Annotated in this window: 20 protein-coding genes and 1 CRISPR repeat array; of the genes, 16 read left to right on the top strand and 4 right to left on the bottom strand. The window is 53.5% G+C overall.

Features of this window, described 5'->3' with window-relative positions:
* The 3 genes from cas2 (at position 1) to cas4a (ending at position 2,037) form a co-directional block, all read left to right on the top strand.
* Positions 1-288 (top strand): CRISPR-associated endonuclease Cas2, encoded by a 288-nt coding sequence (gene cas2, locus HM1_RS01225; RefSeq protein ID WP_012281424.1) that lies wholly within the window; start codon positions 1-3, stop codon positions 286-288.
* Positions 282-902 carry a CRISPR-associated protein Cas4 gene (gene cas4 / locus HM1_RS01220; protein ID WP_012281423.1) on the top strand — a complete coding sequence of 207 codons (621 nt, stop codon included), beginning with the start codon at positions 282-284 and terminating at the stop codon, positions 900-902. The genes cas2 and cas4 overlap by 7 nt, the downstream gene beginning before the upstream one ends.
* A 202-nt stretch (positions 903-1,104) precedes the next feature.
* Complete coding sequence (cas4a, locus tag HM1_RS01215) at positions 1,105-2,037, top strand: type I-A CRISPR-associated protein Cas4/Csa1 (protein ID WP_012281422.1); 933 nt, start codon at positions 1,105-1,107, stop codon at positions 2,035-2,037.
* Positions 2,038-2,234: 197 nt separating this feature from the next.
* A CRISPR array of direct repeats spans positions 2,235-3,536; the repeat unit is 37 nt; unit sequence GTTTCACTGGATGACCCGCTATGTAGGGGATTGAAAG.
* A gap of 139 nt (positions 3,537-3,675) precedes the next feature.
* Here cas4a and HM1_RS01210 read toward each other — a convergent pair.
* The 3 genes from HM1_RS01210 to HM1_RS01200 all read right to left on the bottom strand — a co-directional run bounded on the left by HM1_RS01210 (position 3,676) and on the right by HM1_RS01200 (position 8,469).
* On the bottom strand, positions 3,676-5,298 hold the full coding sequence (locus HM1_RS01210) for an IS1182-like element ISHmo2 family transposase (RefSeq protein WP_012281187.1): 1,623 nt from the start codon (positions 5,296-5,298) through the stop codon (positions 3,676-3,678).
* A 512-nt stretch (positions 5,299-5,810) separates the two neighbouring features.
* Positions 5,811-7,433, bottom strand: coding sequence for an IS1182-like element ISHmo2 family transposase (locus HM1_RS01205; protein WP_012281187.1), 1,623 nt, complete (start codon positions 7,431-7,433; stop codon positions 5,811-5,813).
* A gap of 292 nt (positions 7,434-7,725) precedes the next feature.
* Positions 7,726-8,469 (bottom strand): transposase, encoded by a 744-nt coding sequence (locus tag HM1_RS01200; RefSeq protein WP_012281421.1) that lies wholly within the window; start codon positions 8,467-8,469, stop codon positions 7,726-7,728.
* Between the two features lie 70 nt (positions 8,470-8,539).
* On the opposite strand from HM1_RS01200, the gene HM1_RS01195 reads away from it, so the two are divergent.
* The 5 genes from HM1_RS01195 (at position 8,540) to HM1_RS01175 (ending at position 13,056) form a co-directional block, all read left to right on the top strand.
* On the top strand, positions 8,540-8,866 hold the full coding sequence (locus HM1_RS01195) for a transposase (protein WP_012281420.1): 327 nt from the start codon (positions 8,540-8,542) through the stop codon (positions 8,864-8,866).
* 50 nt (positions 8,867-8,916) lie between these two features.
* A complete protein-coding gene (locus HM1_RS01190) occupies positions 8,917-9,801 on the top strand; it encodes an IS3 family transposase (protein ID WP_012281419.1) in 885 nt (294 codons plus the stop codon).
* Positions 9,802-10,395: 594 nt separating this feature from the next.
* Complete coding sequence (locus HM1_RS01185) at positions 10,396-11,745, top strand: deoxyguanosinetriphosphate triphosphohydrolase family protein (RefSeq protein WP_012281418.1); 1,350 nt, start codon at positions 10,396-10,398, stop codon at positions 11,743-11,745.
* Between the two features lie 66 nt (positions 11,746-11,811).
* A complete protein-coding gene (locus tag HM1_RS01180; protein WP_041313043.1) occupies positions 11,812-12,408 on the top strand; it encodes a hypothetical protein in 597 nt (198 codons plus the stop codon).
* Between the two features lie 291 nt (positions 12,409-12,699).
* Entirely contained in the window at positions 12,700-13,056 is a 357-nt protein-coding gene (locus HM1_RS01175; protein WP_236995028.1) for a transposase, read from the top strand.
* Positions 13,057-13,312: 256 nt separating this feature from the next.
* On the opposite strand, the gene HM1_RS01170 is transcribed toward HM1_RS01175, so the two are convergent.
* Positions 13,313-14,935: an IS1182-like element ISHmo2 family transposase gene (locus HM1_RS01170; RefSeq protein WP_012281187.1), complete on the bottom strand. Its 1,623-nt coding sequence runs from the start codon at positions 14,933-14,935 to the stop codon at positions 13,313-13,315.
* Between the two features lie 172 nt (positions 14,936-15,107).
* On the opposite strand from HM1_RS01170, the gene HM1_RS01165 reads away from it, so the two are divergent.
* The 8 genes from HM1_RS01165 to HM1_RS01130 all read left to right on the top strand — a co-directional run bounded on the left by HM1_RS01165 (position 15,108) and on the right by HM1_RS01130 (position 23,971).
* Positions 15,108-15,929, top strand: coding sequence for a sirohydrochlorin cobaltochelatase (locus HM1_RS01165; protein WP_012281416.1), 822 nt, complete (start codon positions 15,108-15,110; stop codon positions 15,927-15,929).
* A gap of 399 nt (positions 15,930-16,328) precedes the next feature.
* Positions 16,329-18,980 (top strand): alanine--tRNA ligase, encoded by a 2,652-nt coding sequence (alaS, locus tag HM1_RS01160; RefSeq protein ID WP_012281414.1) that lies wholly within the window; start codon positions 16,329-16,331, stop codon positions 18,978-18,980.
* Between the two features lie 162 nt (positions 18,981-19,142).
* Positions 19,143-19,421, top strand: coding sequence for an IreB family regulatory phosphoprotein (locus HM1_RS01155; RefSeq protein ID WP_012281413.1), 279 nt, complete (start codon positions 19,143-19,145; stop codon positions 19,419-19,421).
* A complete protein-coding gene (locus tag HM1_RS01150; protein ID WP_012281412.1) occupies positions 19,402-20,442 on the top strand; it encodes an aldo/keto reductase in 1,041 nt (346 codons plus the stop codon). The genes HM1_RS01155 and HM1_RS01150 overlap by 20 nt, the downstream gene beginning before the upstream one ends.
* A gap of 4 nt (positions 20,443-20,446) precedes the next feature.
* Positions 20,447-20,896, top strand: a complete 450-nt coding sequence (ruvX, locus tag HM1_RS01145; protein ID WP_012281411.1) for a Holliday junction resolvase RuvX — start codon at positions 20,447-20,449, stop codon at positions 20,894-20,896.
* A 151-nt stretch (positions 20,897-21,047) separates the two neighbouring features.
* Positions 21,048-21,317 carry a DUF1292 domain-containing protein gene (locus HM1_RS01140; protein WP_012281410.1) on the top strand — a complete coding sequence of 90 codons (270 nt, stop codon included), beginning with the start codon at positions 21,048-21,050 and terminating at the stop codon, positions 21,315-21,317.
* A 193-nt stretch (positions 21,318-21,510) separates the two neighbouring features.
* Complete coding sequence (mltG, locus tag HM1_RS01135; RefSeq protein ID WP_012281408.1) at positions 21,511-22,527, top strand: endolytic transglycosylase MltG; 1,017 nt, start codon at positions 21,511-21,513, stop codon at positions 22,525-22,527.
* Positions 22,517-23,971: a U32 family peptidase C-terminal domain-containing protein gene (locus HM1_RS01130; protein WP_012281407.1), complete on the top strand. Its 1,455-nt coding sequence runs from the start codon at positions 22,517-22,519 to the stop codon at positions 23,969-23,971. The genes mltG and HM1_RS01130 overlap by 11 nt, the downstream gene beginning before the upstream one ends.
* The last annotated feature ends 14 nt before the right edge of the window (positions 23,972-23,985 follow it).

The following is a 23,985-nucleotide window of genomic DNA, read 5'->3' as shown; positions in this document are numbered from 1 at the left end:
ATGAAGACGTTGGTGATTTACGACATTGAACTGGACAAGGTGCGAACGAAAGTCTCTGAGCTTTGCAAGGATTACGGATTGCAGCGGATCCAGTACAGCGCCTTTTTCGGCGAGTTGAATACGAATCGGCGCGAGGAACTCCGCCAGCGGATCAAGAAAACGCTGGGGCGGACGGTGGGGCGCATTCATTTTTTTCCGATCTGTGACAAGGATCTGCGCCTCGTCATGCAGGTGATGAACCTTCCCGAGTTGCTCGTCGACGGCGACGACGGAGAAGCCTCATGCTGACCCTCAGAGTGACCGATGTGAAGCAGTACGTCTACTGCCCGCGCATCCCCTATTTTACCTACGTGCAGCCGCTCAAGCCCCGGCCGACGGCGAAGATGGATTTTGGCAAGGACGCCCATGCGCGGCTGGACAAGCTCGAAAAGCGGCGCACCCTGGCCGCCTATCCCGAACTGGAGGCGGGGGAGCGGAAGTTTCACACCTACATCCATTCGGCCCGGCTCGGGCTGGAGGGAAAGCTCGATCTGCACCTGGTTCACCGGGGAGAGATTTTTCCGGTCGAGTTCAAGTCCACATCGCGCCGCCCAGGGCTCAATCACAAATACCAGTTGACGGCCTACGCCATGCTGCTGGAGGAACTGTACCAAAAGCCGGTGCGGCGGGGCTATTTCAAGTTGGTGAACCCTCTGGCCGATGGGGCGCGGCCGGAAAAAAGCGAGATCACATTGCCGGTGGAGATCACCGTCCCGATGCGCGACTTTGTGAAGGATGTGCTGCGGCGCATCCGCGCCATGGTGAAGCAGGAAAGCCTGCCGTCGCCGAAACGTCCGGGAAACCGCTGCCGCGATTGCGAGTATCGCGTCTATTGCCTGGACTTGGGGGATGTGGTGCGGTAGCCGGGCGGCGCTCGATAGGGGTTGCCGTGGGCAGCGGCAACCTCGGGTAGCGGCTGCCTTGGCGGCGAGACTGGATTGAGGGCGAAAAAGCTTCAGAGCCTCGGCGGGGCTGTCCCAGGCGGGGGCCTGCCTTATGAAGGGCTGCCCCGGCAGGGACAAAATGTGTGGGGCTGGTCGCTGATGTTTGTTGGGAGTGAGTGTTGTGTATTTTTTATCGGACGAGGAACGCAAAAAACTGCTTCATTATTATCTGCCGAAGGCGCGGCGAGAAGGCGTGGCCGAGGAACTGCGCGGCTGGAACTGGTCCCAGCCGCCCTTGTCGCCGGTGTACGACTGCCCGCTAGGGGTCTTTGAGGTGGCGAGCGGGTATTGCAGTTCTTCTCGCGATGTCTACCTTCGCCGCGTCGAGGGCGCTCGGAGCAAGCCCAACGGGGCCATGTTTCAGGGGTCGCTGCTGCACGGGCTCGCGGCGCGCTTCATCGTGGCTACAAAAGGCTTGATTTACCAGGAGGGGGTCGACGGATACCGGGAAATCCTGCGCAAGCTACAGGAGATGACCCTGTCGGAACTGCTCGATGAAGGGTTGGTGTTTGAACTGGCTTCTCTGGCGGAGGCCGATCGGGAGGAACTGGAGCGCAAGAGCCGGTTGTTGCTGGAGTTTGAGCGGGGAAGACTTATTGCGAGGTTGCAGGAAGCCCTGGTCAAGCAGCCCTACATCGGCGAGGACGCGCTGACGGCCCTGGCCGTTCCGGTGGTGGTGGAGCAAAAGTTAGATGGATCCTTTTTGGGGCTGAGCGCCCATCTGAGCGCCGACGCCTACAACATCGGTCAACCGATGATCGTGGAGGTGAAGTTCGGTGAGCCCCGCGATTTTCACCGTCTGGCCACCGCCGGGTATGCCCTTGTCATGGAGGCGGTCTATGAGCATCCGGTCGATGTGGGTTGTCTCGTCTGTGTGACCTTTAAAGGGGACCGGGTGATCATACGGCGAGACATCCACCTGATCGATGACGAACTGCGCCAGTGGTTCGTCGAGGCGCGGGATGAGAAGGCCCGCATGGTCTACGAAGAGATCGATCCGGGACTCGCCAAGGATTGCCCGCAGTCTTGCCCCTTTGCCAACCGTTGTTCTTAAAGGAGAAAAATCGGCGATTGTCGAAAGGCCTTCATTGGGGTACAATAAGGGTAGGCTTTTCCAAACTATGGTGTTTTCGCAAAGGGTGGGGGAGTTCGTGCAGAAGTCGGCCTTTCGAAAAAAGTGGCGGTTTTCAGGGAGGTGAAGAGGCTCGGAAGCCTTGATCTTACTGGTTTTTTTCGACTTGACCCCGTGCGGTTTCACTGGATGACCCGCTATGTAGGGGATTGAAAGGGGCTCGCTCGGCGGCCACGAACACCGGGGATTACTGTTTCACTGGATGACCCGCTATGTAGGGGATTGAAAGCGGCGGGAATTTCATCGTGCTCAAGGACGGCAGAATACGTTTCACTGGATGACCCGCTATGTAGGGGATTGAAAGAACAGCGACTGTGGCATCTCGACCAGAAAATCAACGAGTTTCACTGGATGACCCGCTATGTAGGGGATTGAAAGGGTATCAGATGCTCAGAGACAAGTATGGAATAATCGCGGTTTCACTGGATGACCCGCTATGTAGGGGATTGAAAGACTGCATGGCAGACCTGAGGGAACTGCCGGGCGCAACGTTTCACTGGATGACCCGCTATGTAGGGGATTGAAAGATTCAAGGTAATGATCCGCACGAGTGTCCAAGATCGTTTCACTGGATGACCCGCTATGTAGGGGATTGAAAGTTAGTATCAATAAGTACCTTTCCCTTGGGGTCTTTAATCAGTTTCACTGGATGACCCGCTATGTAGGGGATTGAAAGAAGGATTTCTCAGTCTATCGAGGAGGTATCCTCCAACGCGTTTCACTGGATGACCCGCTATGTAGGGGATTGAAAGAACCGGATCCCTACTAAACAGCGTGAGGGCCGGGGCGTTTCACTGGATGACCCGCTATGTAGGGGATTGAAAGAAGTCTTTGGTCGAGAAGATTAACGCTAAGAGAGAGAGTTTCACTGGATGACCCGCTATGTAGGGGATTGAAAGCCCATGTGCCCACGCAAGCCACGGGAACCTATGCCATCGTTTCACTGGATGACCCGCTATGTAGGGGATTGAAAGTTTAACCCAGAGGGGAAGTGGTGTAATGGCTGACAATGGTTTCACTGGATGACCCGCTATGTAGGGGATTGAAAGGTAAAGCCGAAAAAGGGCTATTCGGTAGCAGATTGAGGTTTCACTGGATGACCCGCTATGTAGGGGATTGAAAGAAAAGCGATCTCCACCACCACTTTCATACTTGCTGTCAGTTTCACTGGATGACCCGCTATGTAGGGGATTGAAAGCCTACGGCAGCAACCGGGGGCTTACCGGGCGGCCGCTGTTTCACTGGATGACCCGCTATGTAGGGGATTGAAAGGGTACAGGGAGGCGGAATGAATGATGGAACGATGGATAAGTTTCACTGGATGACCCGCTATGTAGGGGATTGAAAGGCTCCCGGTTGGGGCCCACCCCTTCTTCCTGTTCAAGTTTCACTGGATGACCCGCTATGTAGAGGCCGTCTAGAAAATAAGCAAATTCCTAGCCAGCCCTTGCAAAAGCATGATTTTTTAATACAAACAGCAAAAAACTAGAGTCTTTTTATCGGTCTCACCAGCCCTTTTTGAGGATTTTCCTCAAAAAGGGCAGATCTCCCCCTTGCACCTTATGCGGCTTTTTTGAAAGCAACACCGCGTAAGGCGCTCACCTCCAACACCATGGTTGCATTCTTATCATTTCGTAGACGGTTGAGTTTTTGAAAGTTCGCCGCTAACGCGCTGAGCCGGGCGGCATAAGCCAGATTTCGTTTTCCGATACGGCGAACCCGGCGCAGTCCGTAACGGTTGACCAGTTCATTTTGCTTGGCTTCGATGCGGCTGCGAAGACGCATCTGTTCCTTATAGATTTTCGTTTGGGAGTGCTTTGCCGCCTCGAGCATGACACCATAGGCGTTGTGAATAAAAATCGTGCGCCGATGTTTCTTTTCTTTAAAACAGGTCGTGTAACGAGGGCAGTGCTTGCAATCATGGTCCTTGGCGCGAAGCACGAAGTTCTTCCCATCTGCCACTTCCGAATAGGTGGTGATGACTTTTCCTCTCGGGCAGATCAGTTGTGTTTGGTCTTCGGAAACTTGAAATCCCTCGCCCGCGAGGATATCACATTTTGTCTTTGGTGAAAGTGGCGCCACTACGTCAATGCCTTTTTCCTTGAGGGTGACACGGTCATCGCCCGCACCATAGTGGGTATCTCCAATGATCGTCGGGTTTTCTACACAATCGGTGGGAAGCTGATCCGCTAACGGCACCAGACTGGAGCCGTCATAGTCGTTGGCTTTCATGGCCTCGGCGGCGGCGATAAATCCGGAATTTCCGACTTCGACGATGGCCATCTTATACCCGCGCCATTTCGTCTTGCCCTTACAACCGAAACGGGCTTCGCTGTCTACAGCCGAAACTATCATATCTTTGACAGAACCGCCGGGGGCTATCTCAAGAGTTCCATCATCTTTCCGAATGATTCGTTCACGGAGGATACGGCAAAGCAAAAGGGCGTAATGAATGACATCGGGCTTCTTCTTCCACGAAGCCTCCGATGACTCCACGTAGGCCAGCAGTTCGTCAGCCTCGCTGACCACTTCAACAAGCCGTTCCATTTTGGCCTTATCGTCCAGGTTATGCTCTTTCACTTCCGTCACTGTTTCCAGGTAACGTACCGCCCGAGGGGCATGGGGGATTGCATGCCATGGAACACTGTATTGCTTCGCCAAAAGACGCACCAACAGGCGCATGGCTTGGCGGATCAGTTCGATGGTCGTGGGGGCACTGATGGGAGCTATGACATGGGTCGTGTCCGTTATCCAAGGTTCTTTCCCTGTCAAAACGCCCAGGTAGTACATCAACCGGATAAAGCGATCGAGATAGACCTTATCAAGTTCCTTTTGGATGAGCCGTTGCCGGTGGACGCCAAAATTGGCGTGATCAATGCCCGGTTCATCGAGGGCCATTCCTAACGCAAACTTGACCTCGATGTTCACACGTGTCTGTGCTTCCATCCCCCGGTCTGTTTCGCCCAGCATTTCCTGTAACATGCAGGCCATCGTCATCTGCCGGGCCGCATGACTGGGACGTCCGTTGTCAAGGCAATAGAGACCTGTAAAATCCTCCGGTTGTATTAATAGGGGCGCCAATTCACGAAACAGGCGAAAGACGGAATCGGCAGGCACAAGTTGGTCCCAGAGGGCTGCAAAGTCGTAAAAGCTAACTTGGGGGTCCACATCGAATCGAAACAAGGTACATCGCCTCGCTATAAACAGTCTTTGTACCTATATCCTTCGACGCGAAGAGTCAAATTCCCTTTAAATTCCACCAATTTCCATATAAAAACGTCTTGCTTTTTGCCCTCTCTTGAGGGGGTTTTTAGACAGACTCTATGTAGGGGATTGAAAGGTGACCCGCCGCAAGTCTATATACGAGTTCTCATAACGAAGTTTCACTGGATGACCCGCTATGTAGGGGATTGAAAGGGGAAGAGGTTTTTCGATGAAGGGTCGACTTACTAGAGGTTTCACTGGATGACCCGCTATGTAGGGGATTGACAGAACCTACGCAATCCAAATAATGCCAAGTGGGTTAGCGACCTCTTACGGTTAGAGGCCGTCTAGAAAATAAGCAAATTCCCTAGCCAGCCCTTGCAAAAGCATGATTTTTTAATACAAACAGCAAAAAACTAGAGTCTTTTTATCGGTCTCACCGGCCCTTTTTGAGGATTTTCCTCAAAAAGGGCAGATCTCCCCCTTGCACCTTATGCGGCTTTTTTGAAAGCAACACCGCGTAAGGCACTCACCTCCAACACCATGGTTGCATTCTTATCATTTCGTAGACGGTTGAGTTTTTGAAAGTTCGCCGCTAACGCGCTGAGCCGGGCGGCATAAGCCAGATTTCGTTTTCCGATACGGCGAACCCGGCGCAGTCCGTAACGGTTGACCAGTTCATTTTGCTTGGCTTCGATGCGGCTGCGAAGACGCATCTGTTCCTTATAGATTTTCGTTTGGGAGTGCTTTGCCGCCTCGAGCATGACACCATAGGCGTTGTGAATAAAAATCGTGCGCCGATGTTTCTTTTCTTTAAAACAGGTCGTGTAACGAGGGCAGTGCTTGCAATCATGGTCCTTGGCGCGAAGCACGAAGTTCTTCCCATCTGCCACTTCCGAATAGGTGGTGATGACTTTTCCTCTCGGGCAGATCAGTTGTGTTTGGTCTTCGGAAACTTGAAATCCCTCGCCCGCGAGGATATCACATTTTGTCTTTGGTGAAAGTGGCGCCACTACGTCAATGCCTTTTTCCTTGAGGGTGACACGGTCATCGCCCGCACCATAGTGGGTATCTCCAATGATCGTCGGGTTTTCTACACAATCGGTGGGAAGCTGATCCGCTAACGGCACCAGACTGGAGCCGTCATAGTCGTTGGCTTTCATGGCCTCGGCGGCGGCGATAAATCCGGAATTTCCGACTTCGACGATGGCCATCTTATACCCGCGCCATTTCGTCTTGCCCTTACAACCGAAACGGGCTTCGCTGTCTACAGCCGAAACTATCATATCTTTGACAGAACCGCCGGGGGCTATCTCAAGAGTTCCATCATCTTTCCGAATGATTCGTTCACGGAGGATACGGCAAAGCAAAAGGGCGTAATGAATGACATCGGGCTTCTTCTTCCACGAAGCCTCCGATGACTCCACGTAGGCCAGCAGTTCGTCAGCCTCGCTGACCACTTCAACAAGCCGTTCCATTTTGGCCTTATCGTCCAGGTTATGCTCTTTCACTTCCGTCACTGTTTCCAGGTAACGTACCGCCCGAGGGGCATGGGGGATTGCATGCCATGGAACACTGTATTGCTTCGCCAAAAGACGCACCAACAGGCGCATGGCTTGGCGGATCAGTTCGATGGTCGTGGGGGCACTGATGGGAGCTATGACATGGGTCGTGTCCGTTATCCAAGGTTCTTTCCCTGTCAAAACGCCCAGGTAGTACATCAACCGGATAAAGCGATCGAGATAGACCTTATCAAGTTCCTTTTGGATGAGCCGTTGCCGGTGGACGCCAAAATTGGCGTGATCAATGCCCGGTTCATCGAGGGCCATTCCTAACGCAAACTTGACCTCGATGTTCACACGTGTCTGTGCTTCCATCCCCCGGTCTGTTTCGCCCAGCATTTCCTGTAACATGCAGGCCATCGTCATCTGCCGGGCCGCATGACTGGGACGTCCGTTGTCAAGGCAATAGAGACCTGTAAAATCCTCCGGTTGTATTAATAGGGGCGCCAATTCACGAAACAGGCGAAAGACGGAATCGGCAGGCACAAGTTGGTCCCAGAGGGCTGCAAAGTCGTAAAAGCTAACTTGGGGGTCCACATCGAATCGAAACAAGGTACATCGCCTCGCTATAAACAGTCTTTGTACCTATATCCTTCGACGCGAAGAGTCGAATTCCCTTTAAATTCCACCAATTTCCATATAAAAACGTCTTGCTTTTTGCCCTCTCTTGAGGGGGTTTTTAGACAGACTCGGTTAACCGATTTAAGGGCTTTACCAATTCCCTCTTTAAATGTTTAAATTATCCAGTCGACAGTTGCATTTATCCTACGCAAGTTTATGGAAAAAAACACCTTGTTTATACCAGTGCTTCGATAGGCAATCCCACCCTTTCACCCTTGGTCAGCTAGGCAGTAGATAAGCCCCACTCCCAGACCCAACGATATAGATGTAAAGATAACCACCTCGTCGCTTCGCGCATCTCATCAATGAGATATCGAAGCGGCACATCTCGATTACGAGAAGAGGCAGGGAGGTGGTGAAAGAAAAACAATCGCTTAAGATTAAAAGCCAGCACTTGAAATCCGATCATTGCTTTGATCGCCACCGAATCGTGCACGAAGCAGTGGTCCAAGGCGTTGAACGTCTTAAGGTTGCGAAATCCAATATTCTCAATATCCCAACGAGCGGCGGCAATTTGTGCGATCGTCTGGGTATCCGCTTTTTCGGATGAGCATGTGGTTGCTATCCAGCGCTCCACCACATCAGTGACAAAGACTTCTTTGTTTGCTTCGATGACTGTCTTGTTGGTATGACGAATGATTTTTACGATTCGCATGGGCACGCGAACTTGCGGCCATTGTGCCAATCCCTCTTCGTCCCAAGCTTGAACGTAAACGGTATTCCCTTTTCCATCTCTTTCTTCCCAAGTGGAGTCCGGAAGCCGGTTCGCAAAGCAGGCATTTGCCTCTTTCATTATCCGTCGACGTTCTTCTTTCATGCGAACAACTACATGAGCGCCTGCATCCAGAGCGGCATGAATGACGGGTGCTTTGGCAAACAGCGCGTCTAACGTGTATACATCCGTTATTTTTCCATAGGTCTCGGCCATACGTCGGATCAATCGTTGGGCGACGGTGGTTTCTATCAAGCCCCCTAATTGAATTTGAGCAAAGACCCCCTAGTGGGCTACAATGAGAACACATGGAGGGGTCAAGAATATGAGACGAAATCGATACCCAAAAGAACTGAAGGAACAGCTGATCCAAGAAGCCATGGAAGTGGGAAATGCAACACAAGTGGCCCGCCGACATGGGATCGATCCGAAACGGCTGTATTACTGGATTCGAGAATCACAGCACAAGGGCTTCCAAGAAGCACCGGCGGAGGCAAAACAAATTGCTCCGTATGTGCCGTCCGCACAAGAATTTAAGCGATTGGAATCCGAAAACATAGCACTGAAAAAGCTACTCGGCGAAAAGACATTAGAAATCCAAATATTGCAAGATTTAATAAAAAAGAAGAACCCGAGCTATCGGAAAAATTAGAAGTTGCCGATGAATGGGTAGCTCGGGAGGAAGCCAGCACTGCCTTTATCTTGCGTGTCATCGGCATTCACGAAGCCACCTACTACGCTCGGCGCCAACGTCTACAGAGAGAACCGAAAGAGCGCGCATACAATGGCGGACGGCCGCAACCAGGGTATTCATGGACACAAGACGGAAAGCGAATCAGCGATGAACAAATTAAGGAATACCTGATGGAGCTCATCGCTGGCGAAGAAAGCGTCTACGGATATCGAAAGCTGGGGCTCTGCCTTCATAAACAGCATCAGTTGATCATCAACCATAAAAAAACCTATCGACTATGCAAAGAGTTAGACATCCTATCGCCACAACGTCAGATCAAGGCCAAACATCCGCGCCGGATGGCGCGCAACCGAACCATTACCGCCTCCAACGAACTTTGGGAGATGGACATCAAATACGGCTACATCGCCGGCGAAGATCGCTTCTTCTATCTCATGTCGCTCATCGATGTCTATGATCGCTCGATTGTAGATTACCATATCGGGTTAAATTGTGAAGGTGCTGACGCAGCCAATACGCTGAAACGGGCGTTGTGGAAACGAAACTGCTTTGAAAAAGAAAAGAAGCCAATTGTGCGAACCGACAATGGATCGCAGTTTATCAGCCGTGTGTTTGAGGAAACGTGCGAACAATACCAGGTTGAACACGAACGAATTCCCCCAAAGACGCCGAACAAAAACGCCCATATCGAATCGTTTCATGCAAATCTGGAACGCGAGTGCTACATCAAGCATGCCTTTGAATCCTACCAAGACGCCTACCAGGTGGTCGGAGAATACATTGACTTTTACAACCAGAGGCGAATCCACGGCAGCCTCTACAATATGTCCCCTGCGGAGTTTTGTCGACAGCTGGCGGATGGGAACGTACCCGCTTTTATTGTCACGCTGTAGCATAGGTGCCGCACTATAGACCAGGCAGGCTAAAGCGCAAAGCCCGACGTCGACCGCCTAATTGACGTTCCCTATACAGGCCGACGTCTGTCAAGGGACGCCGAAGGCGTGGCGAAGCCCTTGCCCTTGATAGACGTTGGTCTGTATAGGACCCTGTAAGAGGCGGTGACGGCAGCCCCCCGAATCAGCGCAATCGTCAATTTTGTGAGACTCTACGAAAAACAGCGAATAAGGGGTCTACGCTCTAGAATTAGGGGGTTGAACCGATTCATCCTAAGGGATACAATCTTCTATTGGGTATCTTTGTTGCGGAAGCGATTGACCCGAATGTTTTGCGAAAAGAGAACTTTCTAGCGTTGATTACATCATTTGCAAAAGGATATTAGCATTGCATAGTTGTTATTGGTCAAACCGAGCTTGTGGAAATTAGTGGTTAACCGATCACTCATGAACGCACCATAGTATTACGACCTCTCTTCGCCAACCGTATGTGGGGTGATTCGACAAATTCTGTTTTCATCCTCTTGAGCGCCCCGTGGCGGGGCATGTTTGTCTAATATTATTTCAATCACTTTTTAATAGGAGTGGAATAAAATGAATGACGAGCGGAAAGAACTACCTGAATTTTTGGGACAGATCGAAGACCGCGAAAAGAAACTCTCGGAGTTAAAAGAAGTAACTCGGAAACTTCTTGACGAAGTATCATTTTTTAATGATATGCGTCAAAGCAGTGTCGATATGCCAAGCACACAACGGAGCCGCCATGCCCTTGAAAGAGATTATACGAGAGTTCTTTACTCCTCATCTTTTCGTCGCTTACAGGGGAAAATGCAATTGTTAGGCGTAAGTCATGAACATTTCTTTAGAAACAGATTAACACATAGTTTAGAAGTAGCACAAATTGCCCGGTCTTTTGCGTATGAGTTTGGATATTCGCACGAAGATATCTACGCGATCGAAGCCTGTGCGCTAGCGCACGATATCGGAAATCCGCCTTTTGGTCACAGCGGTGAACGAGTGCTGAATGAAATTTCGAAGGACTTTGGTGGTTTTGAAGGAAATGCTCAAACATTGAGGGTCTTGACGACACTCGAAAAGAAAATACCAGATCATGGTGGGCTTAACTTGACATATAGAACTTTGCTTGGCACAGTTAAGTATTATAATCAACGGAGTGCTAACAAAGATAAATTTATCTATGATAATGATTTCCAAATGATAAATCAGCTTAAAGGCTCTCGTGATTTTAAGCTGAGAACCATAGATGCTCAATTAATGGATTTAGCCGATGAAATCGCCTATGCCGGGCACGATTTAGAAGATTCACTTAATCTCAGGCTATTTACAATAGATGAACTTCAACACGAACTACAGTTGTACTTTCTGGAAAATAAACTATCAGATAAGGAAAAAGAACTTCTGTTAAATACGTTCTCTTCCATTGTCGAGAATGCAAAAGAGAAAGCAAATAAAGCGAAGACCTCGGAAGAATTTAACTCAATTTTCATTAAAGAGATTACCTCTCTTCTAATTCATATACTGATGAGAGACGTTACGTATGCAAAAATAAGTGATGATTTTAAAAAGAAAACAGGCAGCGAAAACGTGATGGAATTTACTTTTGGCCAATATGGTAAATTAGCAAAAGCACTTAAAACGATTACATTTCGCTGTATTCAACGGACAGACATCGTTCAACAATACGAATTGCAGGGTGAAAGAATAATTAGAGGATTGTTTGAAGTATTAATGGATACGAAGTTTAATAAAGATTGCCACCTTATGCCGCCTGAGTTTCGAAAGGGACACAATAATTATTGCACTAGGGGGCGGAACGTAATTGATTATATTTCTGGCATGATGGATTCCTACGCAATTGCAGCCTATAAAAAGTTATTTGGGTCCCACGCACTCTCAAAGTTATATTGGGATCAATCTCACTAGCATCAAGTAGGATTTTTAAAATCCCTGTAGAATACCTAGATTATATAGCATTAAGGAGATTTACTTGTGAACAAATTACAGGGATTTTACGAACTTCGTCATATTGGAATTCCTGCCGCTCCTTGGAATATATTTTCGAAAAATACCTTTCTTGACCCCGGTTTACTATGGACAATACGGGTGGCTGTAAAAACTGGCGATGATATCAATCTCCCTAGAGCAGTTGGGGTTACAGCCGAAAAAGCGATGGAGAAAGGAACTCAATTTCTTTCCCAGTTTGGAAGTAACGGGATTGTCATATACTACCCGTATTTTATCGCTTTAAAAAGCGGAATCATGGAATTAAAAGAAAAAGTTACCATTATCGAATCGGTCGACGGTGACTTATGGAACTTAACAACGAAAGGTCGAAGAGCAGTAACAATTTTTGTTGATCGTTTAACACATACTGTAACTGAACACGGTCAAAAAAACTTTTTAAACAAAAAAGAAATCGAACGGCTTTTTCGTTATGGTGCTCGCGTAAGGGTGAAATATAAAGATTACATTTTTAATTACACTTCTGTAATGGTTGAATGGAGTCTAGCTTTAAATACGAACGTTAATCACATGCCCGTTGGTGATCCCTATTTTGTCTTTTACGAATGTCGAGTGGTTAAATAAATTTACATGTAAGCGTCGGAAGCGTAAATTATGTAAAGTCAACCCAGCCAGAATGGCAACACACCGTAGGTCAGGGTATCGAACCGACGAGGCCAGACGCACGAATGGAGCCATCTGTTTGTTAGCTAGCCAAGATTTACCCCTGTGTTAGGCTAGTTGTCGTAGGACCTAAAGGAGTATAATTATAAAAAGCCTTTAGGGAGGACGTACACATCTATCAAGCCCCCTAATTGAATTTGAGCAAAGACCCCCTAGTGGGCTACAATGAGAACACATGGAGGGGTCAAGAATATGAGACGAAATCGATACCCAAAAGAACTGAAGGAACAGCTGATCCAAGAAGCCATGGAAGCGGGAAATGCAACACAAGTGGCCCGCCGACATGGGATCGACCCGAAACGACTGTATTACTGGATTCGAGAATCACAACACAAGGGCTTCCAAGAAGCACCGGCGGACGCAAAACAAACTGCTCCGTATGTGCCGTCCGCACAAGAATTTAAGCGATTGGAATCCGAAAACATAGCACTGAAAAAGCTACTCGGCGAAAAGACATTAGACAAACATGTCCTGCCACGGGGCGCTCAAGAGAATGAAAACAGAATTTGTCGAATCACCCCACATACGGTTGGCGAAGAGAGGTCGTAATACTATGGTGCGTTACAGCCCGATGATTAGACGGACCTCAGCAGCCTGGTGCACTCCAGATTGTCGCTCCGCAAGGAAGCACGTAGGGTAGATTACACCTAAGAGAGGCCGTCTAGAAAATAAGCAAATTCCCTAGCCAGCCCTTGCAAAAGCATGATTTTTTAATACAAACAGCAAAAAACTAGAGTCTTTTTATCGGTCTCACCGGCCCTTTTTGAGGATTTTCCTCAAAAAGGGCAGATCTCCCCCTTGCACCTTATGCGGCTTTTTTGAAAGCAACACCGCGTAAGGCACTCACCTCCAACACCATGGTTGCATTCTTATCATTTCGTAGACGGTTGAGTTTTTGAAAGTTCGCCGCTAACGCGCTGAGCCGGGCGGCATAAGCCAGATTTCGTTTTCCGATACGGCGAACCCGGCGCAGTCCGTAACGGTTGACCAGTTCATTTTGCTTGGCTTCGATGCGGCTGCGAAGACGCATCTGTTCCTTATAGATTTTCGTTTGGGAGTGCTTTGCCGCCTCGAGCATGACACCATAGGCGTTGTGAATAAAAATCGTGCGCCGATGTTTCTTTTCTTTAAAACAGGTCGTGTAACGAGGGCAGTGCTTGCAATCATGGTCCTTGGCGCGAAGCACGAAGTTCTTCCCATCTGCCACTTCCGAATAGGTGGTGATGACTTTTCCTCTCGGGCAGATCAGTTGTGTTTGGTCTTCGGAAACTTGAAATCCCTCGCCCGCGAGGATATCACATTTTGTCTTTGGTGAAAGTGGCGCCACTACGTCAATGCCTTTTTCCTTGAGGGTGACACGGTCATCGCCCGCACCATAGTGGGTATCTCCAATGATCGTCGGGTTTTCTACACAATCGGTGGGAAGCTGATCCGCTAACGGCACCAGACTGGAGCCGTCATAGTCGTTGGCTTTCATGGCCTCGGCGGCGGCGATAAATCCGGAATTTCCGACTTCGACGATGGCCATCTTATACCCGCGCCATTTCGTCTTGCCCTTACAACCGAAACGGGCTTCGCTGTCTACAGCCGAAACTATCATATCTTTGACAGAACCGCCGGGGGCTATCTCAAGAGTTCCATCATCTTTCCGAATGATTCGTTCACGGAGGATACGGCAAAGCAAAAGGGCGTAATGAATGACATCGGGCTTCTTCTTCCACGAAGCCTCCGATGACTCCACGTAGGCCAGCAGTTCGTCAGCCTCGCTGACCACTTCAACAAGCCGTTCCATTTTGGCCTTATCGTCCAGGTTATGCTCTTTCACTTCCGTCACTGTTTCCAGGTAACGTACCGCCCGAGGGGCATGGGGGATTGCATGCCATGGAACACTGTATTGCTTCGCCAAAAGACGCACCAACAGGCGCATGGCTTGGCGGATCAGTTCGATGGTCGTGGGGGCACTGATGGGAGCTATGACATGGGTCGTGTCCGTTATCCAAGGTTCTTTCCCTGTCAAAACGCCCAGGTAGTACATCAACCGGATAAAGCGATCGAGATAGACCTTATCAAGTTCCTTTTGGATGAGCCGTTGCCGGTGGACGCCAAAATTGGCGTGATCAATGCCCGGTTCATCGAGGGCCATTCCTAACGCAAACTTGACCTCGATGTTCACACGTGTCTGTGCTTCCATCCCCCGGTCTGTTTCGCCCAGCATTTCCTGTAACATGCAGGCCATCGTCATCTGCCGGGCCGCATGACTGGGACGTCCGTTGTCAAGGCAATAGAGACCTGTAAAATCCTCCGGTTGTATTAATAGGGGCGCCAATTCACGAAACAGGCGAAAGACGGAATCGGCAGGCACAAGTTGGTCCCAGAGGGCTGCAAAGTCGTAAAAGCTAACTTGGGGGTCCACATCGAATCGAAACAAGGTACATCGCCTCGCTATAAACAGTCTTTGTACCTATATCCTTCGACGCGAAGAGTCGAATTCCCTTTAAATTCCACCAATTTCCATATAAAAACGTCTTGCTTTTTGCCCTCTCTTGAGGGGGTTTTTAGACAGACTCTAAAAGTTTTTTGTGATGGGAGCGATTTCTGATATGGTGAATGCCAAAGCAAAAGCCGACATACCGGCCATTCTCCTCGTCGCCTTCGGCACGAGTGCGCCCGAAGGGCGGGCGGCCTTGGATCATATCGAGGCCAAGGTCAAAGCGGCCTTCCCCGGCGTGGAGGTGCGCTGGTCCTATACCTCCTCCATGATCCGCAAAAAAATCTCCCGGGAGCAACAGGTGTTCATCGACAGCCCGCTGACGGCGCTGGCCAAACTGAGAGATGACGGCTACAACCAGGTGGTTGTTCACTCCCTACATATTTTCCCCGGCCGGGAGTACTGTGATCTTGAGGATATCGTCAGGAGCCTGCAAGCGATGAAGACCAGCGACGGTCCTGTCTTTGACAGACTCGTCCTCAGCGACTCGCTCCTTCATGAATTCGACGATTACCGGCGGGCCTGTGAAGCTATCGCCGGCCTCATCCCCGAAAACAGCGATGAGGAAGCGTTGCTGCTCATGGGCCATGGGACCGATCACCGGTCCTTGAGCGTTTTCGGCTGCCTCAATGATCTCCTGCGCCATCAGTACCGGGGCAAGAATGTGATGCTCGCCACCGTTGAGGGCTATCCGAAACTGCAACATGCCCTAAATGACCTGGCCGCCAGCGGCGTGAAAAAGGTCAAGGTCGCGCCCTTTCTGGTCGTGGCTGGCAGCCATGCCCAAAAGGACATGGCCGGCGATGCGCCCCATTCCTGGAAAAGCCGGCTGGAGGCTAAGGGTTATGATGTGAGCCTTCACATGCAGGGGTTGGGGGAGAACGATGCCATCGTCGAGATGATGGTAGACCACCTGAAGAAAGCCTGGAGATAGCCACGGGAGCAAAATTCAGGTTATAATTATATATATTTAAGTCGATTGGCATATAGTTTAAGGGGATATCCCTCATGATGTCTTTCCGAAATGAAAATCAACCGGTTGGCCCGGCAGGATGTGATCGTTTGTATTGAATATGGGAGAAATGCGCGGTGGAGGAAAGTCCTTCAGTCTTTAAACTGATGATAATATGCTACGCTTTGCATTGAGGAGTCCTCCTTATGTGCCTTGACAGCCCCCTCCCCAACAGGCTATATTACAGATTGGACACATATCGACAGGACGAGTCGAGCGATGATCCAGTCTGGATAAGAATGTAGATTGACTCGTCCCTGGCCGGCGTTTTAGGCGGTCCGGGGATGGGTCTTTGTCTATTTTCAAGGAGGCGTTAAGGCTTTGGAATTCACCGGCAACCGGGTACGGCAGCTCTTTCTCGAATATTTCGAGCAAAAAGGACATACCATCGTCGCCAGTTCCTCCCTGGTCCCTCACAACGATCCCACCTTGCTCTTTTCCAACGCCGGCATGAACCAGTTCAAGGACGTCTTCCTCGGCTTCGAGAAGCGTCCCTACCTGCGGGCCACTACGTCCCAGAAATGCGTCCGCGCCGGCGGCAAGCACAACGACCTGGACACGGTCGGGCGGACGGCCCGTCACCATACCTTCTTTGAGATGCTCGGCAACTTCTCCTTTGGCGACTACTTTAAAAAGGACGCCATCCGGTATGCCTGGGAGTTCCTGACCGATGTGTGCGGGTTGCCGAAGGACAAGCTCTACGCCACTGTTTACCTCGATGACGACGAGGCCTTCGCCCTCTGGCGCGACATGATCGGCCTGCCCGAAGCGCGCATCCTGCGCCTCGGCGAGAAGGACAACTTCTGGGCTATGGGCGACACGGGCCCCTGCGGCCCCTGTTCGGAGATCCTCATCGACCGCGGCGAACACCTGCGCTGCAAGGCGGAAGAGTGCGCCATCGGCAAGTGCGACTGTGACCGCTGGCTCGAGATCTGGAACCTCGTCTTCATGCAGTACAACCGCGACGAAAACGGCACGATGACGCCGCTGCCCCGGCCCTCCATCGACACGGGCATGGGCCTCGAGCGCGTCACCTCGGTCCTGCAAAAGGTGGGCTCCAACTATGACACGGACCTCCTGCGGCCGCTCATCGCTTTTGTGGAGCAACTCTGCGGCCAGGTCTACCACCGCGACGATCGGGGCTTCCCTTTCCGCGTCATCGCCGACCATATCCGTTCCTGCACCTTCTTGATCACCGACGGCGTTCTGCCGAGCAACGAAGGCCGCGGCTATGTGCTGCGCCGCATCCTGCGCCGGGCCGTCCGCTTCGGCAAGGTCCTCGGCATCGACAAGCCCTTCATGTACGAGATCGTCCCCGTCGTCGTCGAGTTGATGGGCGAGGCCTACCCGGACATCCGCGAGAAGCAGGACTTCGTCTGCAAGGTCATCAAGATCGAAGAGGAGCGCTTCCATGAGACGCTCCATGACGGCATGCGCATCGCCGCCGACATGGTGGCCAAGGTCAAGCAGGAGGGCGGCAACGTCCTGCCCGGCAAGCAGGCCTTCACCCTCTATGACACCTATGGCTTCCCCCTCGACCTGGCCGAGGACATCGCCGAGGAAAATGGCCTCACCGTCGACAAGGACGGCTTCCAACAAGCGATGGAAGCCCAGCGCGAGCGCGCCCGGGCTGCCCGTCAGGACACTGCCTACGGCGCCGGCATGGAGCTCTGGGCCGAACTGCTCCAGCAGCTCGGGCCGACCGTCTTCACCGGCTACGGCAGGACCTCCGGCGAGAGCGTTGTCAAAGCTATCGTTGCCGGCGCCACGCGCGTCACTGAGGCCGGCGCCGGCACAGCCGTCCAGGTGGTCCTCGCCGAAACGCCCTTCTACGCCGAATCGGGTGGCCAGATCGGCGACTCGGGCCTCTTGCGCGCCGGCGACGCTGTCGTCCGCGTGGAGGATACGAAAAAAATGGCCGGCGGCCTCCACGTCCATTTCGGCGTCGTGGCCGAAGGCGTGTTCAAGGAAGGCGATCAAGTCGTCGCTGAGGTCGAAAGCGCCCGTCGGTTGGCCATCGCTCGCCACCACAGCGCCACTCACCTGATGCACAAAGCCCTTAAGGAGGTGCTCGGCGAACACGTCAACCAGGCCGGCTCCCTCGTCACGCCCGACCGGTTGCGCTTTGACTTTTCCCACTTCAGCCCCCTCACCCGCGACGAGTGGAACCGCATCGAAGCGGCCGTCAACCGGGCCGTCTTCCAGGCGCTGCCCGTCGAGGTCTTTGAGACGTCCATCGATGAGGCCAAGGCGATGGGGGCCACGGCGCTCTTCGGTGAGAAATACGGCGACAGGGTCCGCGTCGTCCGCATGGGCAACTACTCGATGGAACTCTGCGGCGGCACCCACCTTGACAACACCAGCCAGGTCGGCCTCTGCAAACTCCTCTCCGAAAGCGGCATCGGCGCGGGCCTGCGCCGCATCGAGGCTGTCACCGGCGAAGCGGCCCTCGCCTACCTGAACGAGCAGGAAGAGACCGTCCGCATGCTGGCCGAGAAGCTCAAAGTCCCCGCCGCCGAGGTGACCAACCGCGTCGACTCCCTCCAGGCCCAGCTCCGCGAGAAGGAGCGCGAGATGGAGCAGCTGCTCAGCCGCCTGGCCAAGTACCAGATCGACGACCTTCTCGCCGGCAAAGAGGAGATCAACGGCGTCACCGTCCTGGCCGCCAAGGTGCAAGCGCCCGACATGGACGCTCTGCGCTCCATGTCTGACCTGTTGAAAGAAAAACTCGGTTCCGGTGTATTAATTCTAGGTGCTGTCGCCGGCGACAAGGTCAACCTCGTCGCCGCCGCTACGAAGGACATCGTCGGACGGGGCGTCCACGCCGGCAACCTGGTCAAAGAAGCCGCCAAGGTCTGCGGCGGCGGCGGCGGCGGCCGCCCCGATATGGCCCAGGCCGGCGGCAAAGACCCGTCCAGGCTGTCCGACGCCCTGGAAGCGGCGAAAAAGCTCCTGAAGAGCCAGATTAAATAGCGCAAAAGTAGAGGAAAATAGAAACTGGCGCAGAATAATATGGTTGTATAGAGCGATTTGGTGACTATCTGATGGTGACCATGGGAGAGCCCCTTTCTGCTTAAGCTTTCTCGCTGCCCAAGCTGTTTGTTCGAGCGTGATTCCGTTGGGGGGTTGGGACCGATGGCAAACGAAACCTTTGACCAGACGATGATGTTCCTGGCGAAGGCAGAAGATGAGCTGGCTACCAGCGATATTCTCCGCACCGTCTATGAAGCGTTGAAGGAGAAAGGCTACAACCCCATTAACCAGTTGGTGGGCTACCTTCTCTCCGGGGACCCCGCCTATATCACCAGCCACAAAAACGCCCGCAGCCTGATCCGCCGTTTGGAGCGAGATGATCTATTAGAAGAACTTGTACGTTTTTACTTGGAGAGCCATGATGAGGAGAAAGCTCAGTAAATCAGCCGAACATTCACCATTCGGTGAACCCGGTCTTGGCTCACTCCGTAAAACAGAGCTGGGCAAGAAGAGGCTCGGCAAATCGGGACTGGATGTCTCCCGCCTCTGTTTTGGCAGCCTGACGATCGGCCCGCTGCAAGCGTCGCTTCCCCTTGACCGGGGAGCGGCGTTGCTGCGACGGGCCTTTTGGTCAGGCGTTACTTTTGTCGACACAGCTCAGATTTATGGGACGTACCCTTACATCCGGGAGGCTTTGCGCGGCTACAAAGGCGACGGGGGCAATATGGGCGACGTGGTCATCGCCACCAAGTCTTACGCCTACAGCGCCGAAGGGATGCAGGATGCCCTCGAAGAGGCACGGCGGGAACTGGACCGGGACGTGGTCGACATCTTCCTGCTTCATGAGCAGGAGAGTGAGCATACCATCAGAGGCCACTGGGAAGCCTTCGAATATCTGCTGGAGGCGAAAGCGCGGGGATGGGTGAAGGCTGTCGGCATCTCGACCCACGCCGTCGCCGCCGTCCGTGCCGCCGCCGCTATGGATGAGGTCGACGTGATTCACCCGCTCATCAATATGGAGGGCATCGGCATCCTCGACGGCACGGCCTCGGACATGCTCGCCGCCATCGCCGAAGCCCATCAGGCGGGGAAAGGGATTTACGGTATGAAGGTCCTCGGTGGCGGCAATCTTCACGCCAGAGCGCCGGAGGCTCTCGCCTGGGCGCTCGCCCAGCCCCACCTGGACGCCATCGCTATCGGCATGCAGTCCGAAGGGGAACTGGAAGTGAACCTGCGTCTCTTTGCCGGGGAATCAGTCGCCGAGGCGAACTGGTGTGAGGTGCGGAGGCGGGAGAGACGGCTCCATATTGAGGACTGGTGTACCGGTTGCGGTGCTTGCGTGCCGGCCTGTCCCCAGGGGGCGCTGCGGTTAGAGGAGCGCGTCGTCGTCGACCAGGCCCGCTGTCTCCTCTGCGGCTATTGCGCGCGCATGTGCCGGGACTTTTGCATTAAGGTGGTATGAACCATTGCGGATCATGGGGCTGGACGTAGGGGACAAGACCATCGGCGTGGCCGTTTCTGACTTGATGGGCTGGACGGCCCAAGGCGTTGCGACTATTCGGCGCAGCCGCCTTGCCGCCGATCTGGAACACCTGAGAGAACTGGTGAAGACCTATGAGGTCGAGCGGATCGTCTGCGGTCTGCCGCGCAACATGAACGGCACCTACGGCCCGCGGGCGGAAGGCATCCGCAAATTCGGTAGCCTTGTCGAGAAAAAGCTGAACATTCCCGTCGACTACTGGGACGAGCGGCTGACCACCGTGGCCGCCCAGAAGACGCTGATCGCCGGGGACCTGTCCCGGGCCAAGCGCAAGCAGGTCGTCGACAAGCTGGCGGCCGTGCTGATCCTGCAGAACTATATGGACGCGAAGGCCCATCTTGCGGCGAAGGAACAGTCGAAGGAAACCTCCGAATGACGACCGTCCAGCCCTTCGACACAATCGGACAGGGTAAAAAAACGGTTATCCACCGGCCTTGCGGGATATACTTACCTTGAGCGTTCGTTGACAAGGGGTGTCCCCTGGTATACAATGGCTTTAGTTTCGTAGCGAATAGAGGTGATTACCGGTGGATCAGGAACAAGAAAACATCATCGTCCTGACTGATGAAGACGGTAACGAACTGGAGTTTGAGGAACTGGACCGCGTCGAAGTCGATGGCAAGGAGTACGCCATCCTCCTGCCTCTCGACGATGAAGAGGATGAAGCCATCATCCTCCGCGTTGAGTATGAGGAAAACGGCGAAGAAGTGTTCAGCCATATCGAAGACGACGAAGAATGGGAGAAGGTCGCCGACTTCTGGCAGGAACTGAGCGAAGAAGACGGCGAAGAAGAGTAACCCGGTAACCCCTTGTATGGAAGGCCATCCGAATATTCGGATGGCTTTTTGCATGGGGCGAATTTCTTTTTCTTTTTTCGACAGCCGCCTCTTTCCCCGCCCTGATCAATCTTGTTTTTCCCACCCGCTCTGCCTATAATGGTGACTGACCTCCTCCGTGGCAGCGGGGGATTTTTTTTGAGGAGGCCCAACGGTGCGGAGCAGAAGAAAAAAAGCCTGGCCCTTCGGGATCCTGGCCATCATCGGCATCATCGCCGCCGTGATCGCATTCCAATCGTACCGGCAGGGATTGGAGCCCCTGGAGCCGGGAAACAAGCAGGAGATCATTGTCGAGATCCCCGCCAATGTGACTGCCCGGGATATCGGGGACATACTGGAGGTCAAAAAGGTGATCCGCAGCAGCCGCGCCTTCGCCAACTACGCCCGCGGGCATGGCGGTGAGTCCCTCAAGGCTGGCGAATATCTGCTCAGTCCCAGTCTCTCCGTGCCGGATATCTTACAAGTGCTGATCGAAGGAAAGACGCGCCTCTATAGCTTCACCATCCCTGAGGGCTACACGACGCGCCAGATCGTGGACCTGCTCACCGGCAAGGGGCTGGTTGACCGCGACGCTTTTCGCAAAGCCCTGGCCCAGACGCCGCTGGAGTATGATTACCTAAAAAAACTCCCTGCCAATGAAAACCGCCTGGAAGGGTTCCTTTTTCCGGCCACCTATCGCATCCGGCGCGACACCTCGCCGGAAGAGATCGTGCGTATGCTCGTCAGCCGCTTTGACCAGGAGATGACCCCTGAGGTGCGGGCGCGGATGAAGGAATTGAATATCAGTGTCCGTGACACGGTGGTGCTGGCTTCGCTGATCGAGAGGGAAGCCCAGAAGGCGGAAGACCGCCCCGTCATCAGCGCCGTCTTCCACAACCGCCTGAACAAAGGCATGAAGCTCGAAGCCTGTTCGACGATCCAGTACTTGCTGGGCCAGCCGAAGGCCAAACTGTACTATAAAGACTTGCAGATCGAGTCGCCTTACAACACTTACAAGTATGCTGGTCTGCCACCAGGCCCCATCGCCAACCCGGGCAAGGCCAGCCTGCAGGCCGCTTTGTACCCAACCAAGACCGACTATCTCTATTTTGTGGCCAAAGGGGATGGCTACCATCAGTTCAGCCGCACCTTCAACGAACACCTCCGGGCGGTCGCCAAATATGGGAATTGAACTGCTTGCGCCGGCCGGCAACCCGGAGAAGCTGGCCATGGCCCTTCACTACGGCGCTGACGCCGTCTACCTGGCCGGCAAGGAACTGGGTCTGCGCGCCTACGCCGGCAATTTCACCTCTGAGGAGATGGCCCGGGCCATCGCCCTTGCCCATGAACAGGGCAAAAAGGTCTATGTGACGGTCAACATCTTCGCCCACAACCGCGACTTTGCCAACCTGCCCGCTTATCTGACAGAACTGCGGGACATGGGCGCTGACGCCATCGTCGTCTCCGACCCCGGCGTCTTTGCTGTCGCCCGCCGGACCGTTTTCGACCTGCCCATTCACATCAGCACTCAGGCCAATGTGACCAACGCCGAATCGGCCCGCTTCTGGGCCGACCAGGGCGCTAAGCGCATCGTCCTGGCCCGGGAACTCTCCTTGGCCGAGATCCGAGCGATCCGCCAGGCCGTCGACATCGAGTTGGAGGTCTTCGTCCACGGCGCCATGTGCATGTCCTACTCAGGCCGCTGTATGATCAGCGACTACCTGACGGGGCGGGGCGCCAACCGCGGCGAGTGCGCCCAGGCCTGCCGCTGGAAATACGCCCTCGTGGAAGAGACGCGACCCGGCCTCTACCTGCCCGTGGAGGAGGACGAGCGGGGCTCCTACGTATTTAACGCCCGGGACCTCTGCCTGCTCCCCGACATTCCCGCCCTGATCGACGCCGGTGTAAACAGCTTCAAGATCGAAGGCCGCATGAAGAGCGTCCACTATGTGGCCACCGTCACCCAGGTCTACCGCCGCGCCGTCGACAGCGCCCTCGCCGCCCAGGCTGCCGGGCGGCCGGCGCGCACCTTAACCTCCTGGTGGGAGGAACTGGCCAAGATCAGCCACCGGCCCTATACGCGCGGCTTTCTCCATGGTCCGCCGGGACAGGAGCCCGCTCTCCCGTACCGGCGCGACTATGACTTCGTCGGTGTCGTCCAGGCTTATGACGCCCAGAAGCGCGTCGCCGAGATCGAGGTGCGCAACCGCATCCGCCTCGGCGATATCCTGGAACTGGCCGGCCCCGGCACAGCGCCCTTTTTGACCATCGTCAACGAGATGCGCGATGATGAGGGCAACGCCATCGACAAGGCGCCTCGACCCCACCAACGCATCTTCATCCGCCTGCCCCGTCCCGTGGCCCCCCTCGATCTTGTTCGCCGACCTAAAGACGGCGGCGAGGACGCTTTCCTGAAGGTGCGCATCAACCCTTCCCACATCTTCTACCTTGACATCATCTTGGAGGGTTTTGGCCATCTCGGCGTGCCGACAACCGTTGACAAGGAAGCCGGCCTCGTGCTGATCCGGACGACGCCGGACACAAGGGAAGAAGTTATCCGGGTGCTGGAAAGCCTGCCCTGGCCGGCTCTTTGGGTGGGTGATGAGGATGAAATCCTGTCATCTCCGCCAAACTAATGGTGGAGGTGACG

Source organism: Heliomicrobium modesticaldum Ice1 (genome assembly GCF_000019165.1).
Lineage (GTDB): Bacteria > Bacillota > Desulfitobacteriia > Heliobacteriales > Heliobacteriaceae > Heliomicrobium > Heliomicrobium modesticaldum.
The sequence above is the reverse complement of the archived record's forward strand: the minus strand, read 5'-3'. Positions and strand labels throughout refer to the sequence as shown.

What these genes read in the sequence shown, in the direction of transcription:
- HM1_RS01175 (WP_236995028.1), top strand. Translation starts at nt 12,700, where the DNA reads ATGAGACGAAATCGATACCCAAAAGAACTGAAGGAACAGCTGATCCAA.
- HM1_RS01165 (WP_012281416.1), top strand. Translation starts at nt 15,108, where the DNA reads ATGGTGAATGCCAAAGCAAAAGCCGACATACCGGCCATTCTCCTCGTC.
- HM1_RS01195 (WP_012281420.1), top strand. Translation starts at nt 8,540, where the DNA reads ATGAGACGAAATCGATACCCAAAAGAACTGAAGGAACAGCTGATCCAA.
- cas2 (WP_012281424.1), top strand. Translation starts at nt 1, where the DNA reads ATGAAGACGTTGGTGATTTACGACATTGAACTGGACAAGGTGCGAACG.
- HM1_RS01185 (WP_012281418.1), top strand. Translation starts at nt 10,396, where the DNA reads ATGAATGACGAGCGGAAAGAACTACCTGAATTTTTGGGACAGATCGAA.
- cas4 (WP_012281423.1), top strand. Translation starts at nt 282, where the DNA reads ATGCTGACCCTCAGAGTGACCGATGTGAAGCAGTACGTCTACTGCCCG.
- HM1_RS01130 (WP_012281407.1), top strand. Translation starts at nt 22,517, where the DNA reads ATGGGAATTGAACTGCTTGCGCCGGCCGGCAACCCGGAGAAGCTGGCC.
- HM1_RS01155 (WP_012281413.1), top strand. Translation starts at nt 19,143, where the DNA reads ATGGCAAACGAAACCTTTGACCAGACGATGATGTTCCTGGCGAAGGCA.
- HM1_RS01150 (WP_012281412.1), top strand. Translation starts at nt 19,402, where the DNA reads ATGAGGAGAAAGCTCAGTAAATCAGCCGAACATTCACCATTCGGTGAA.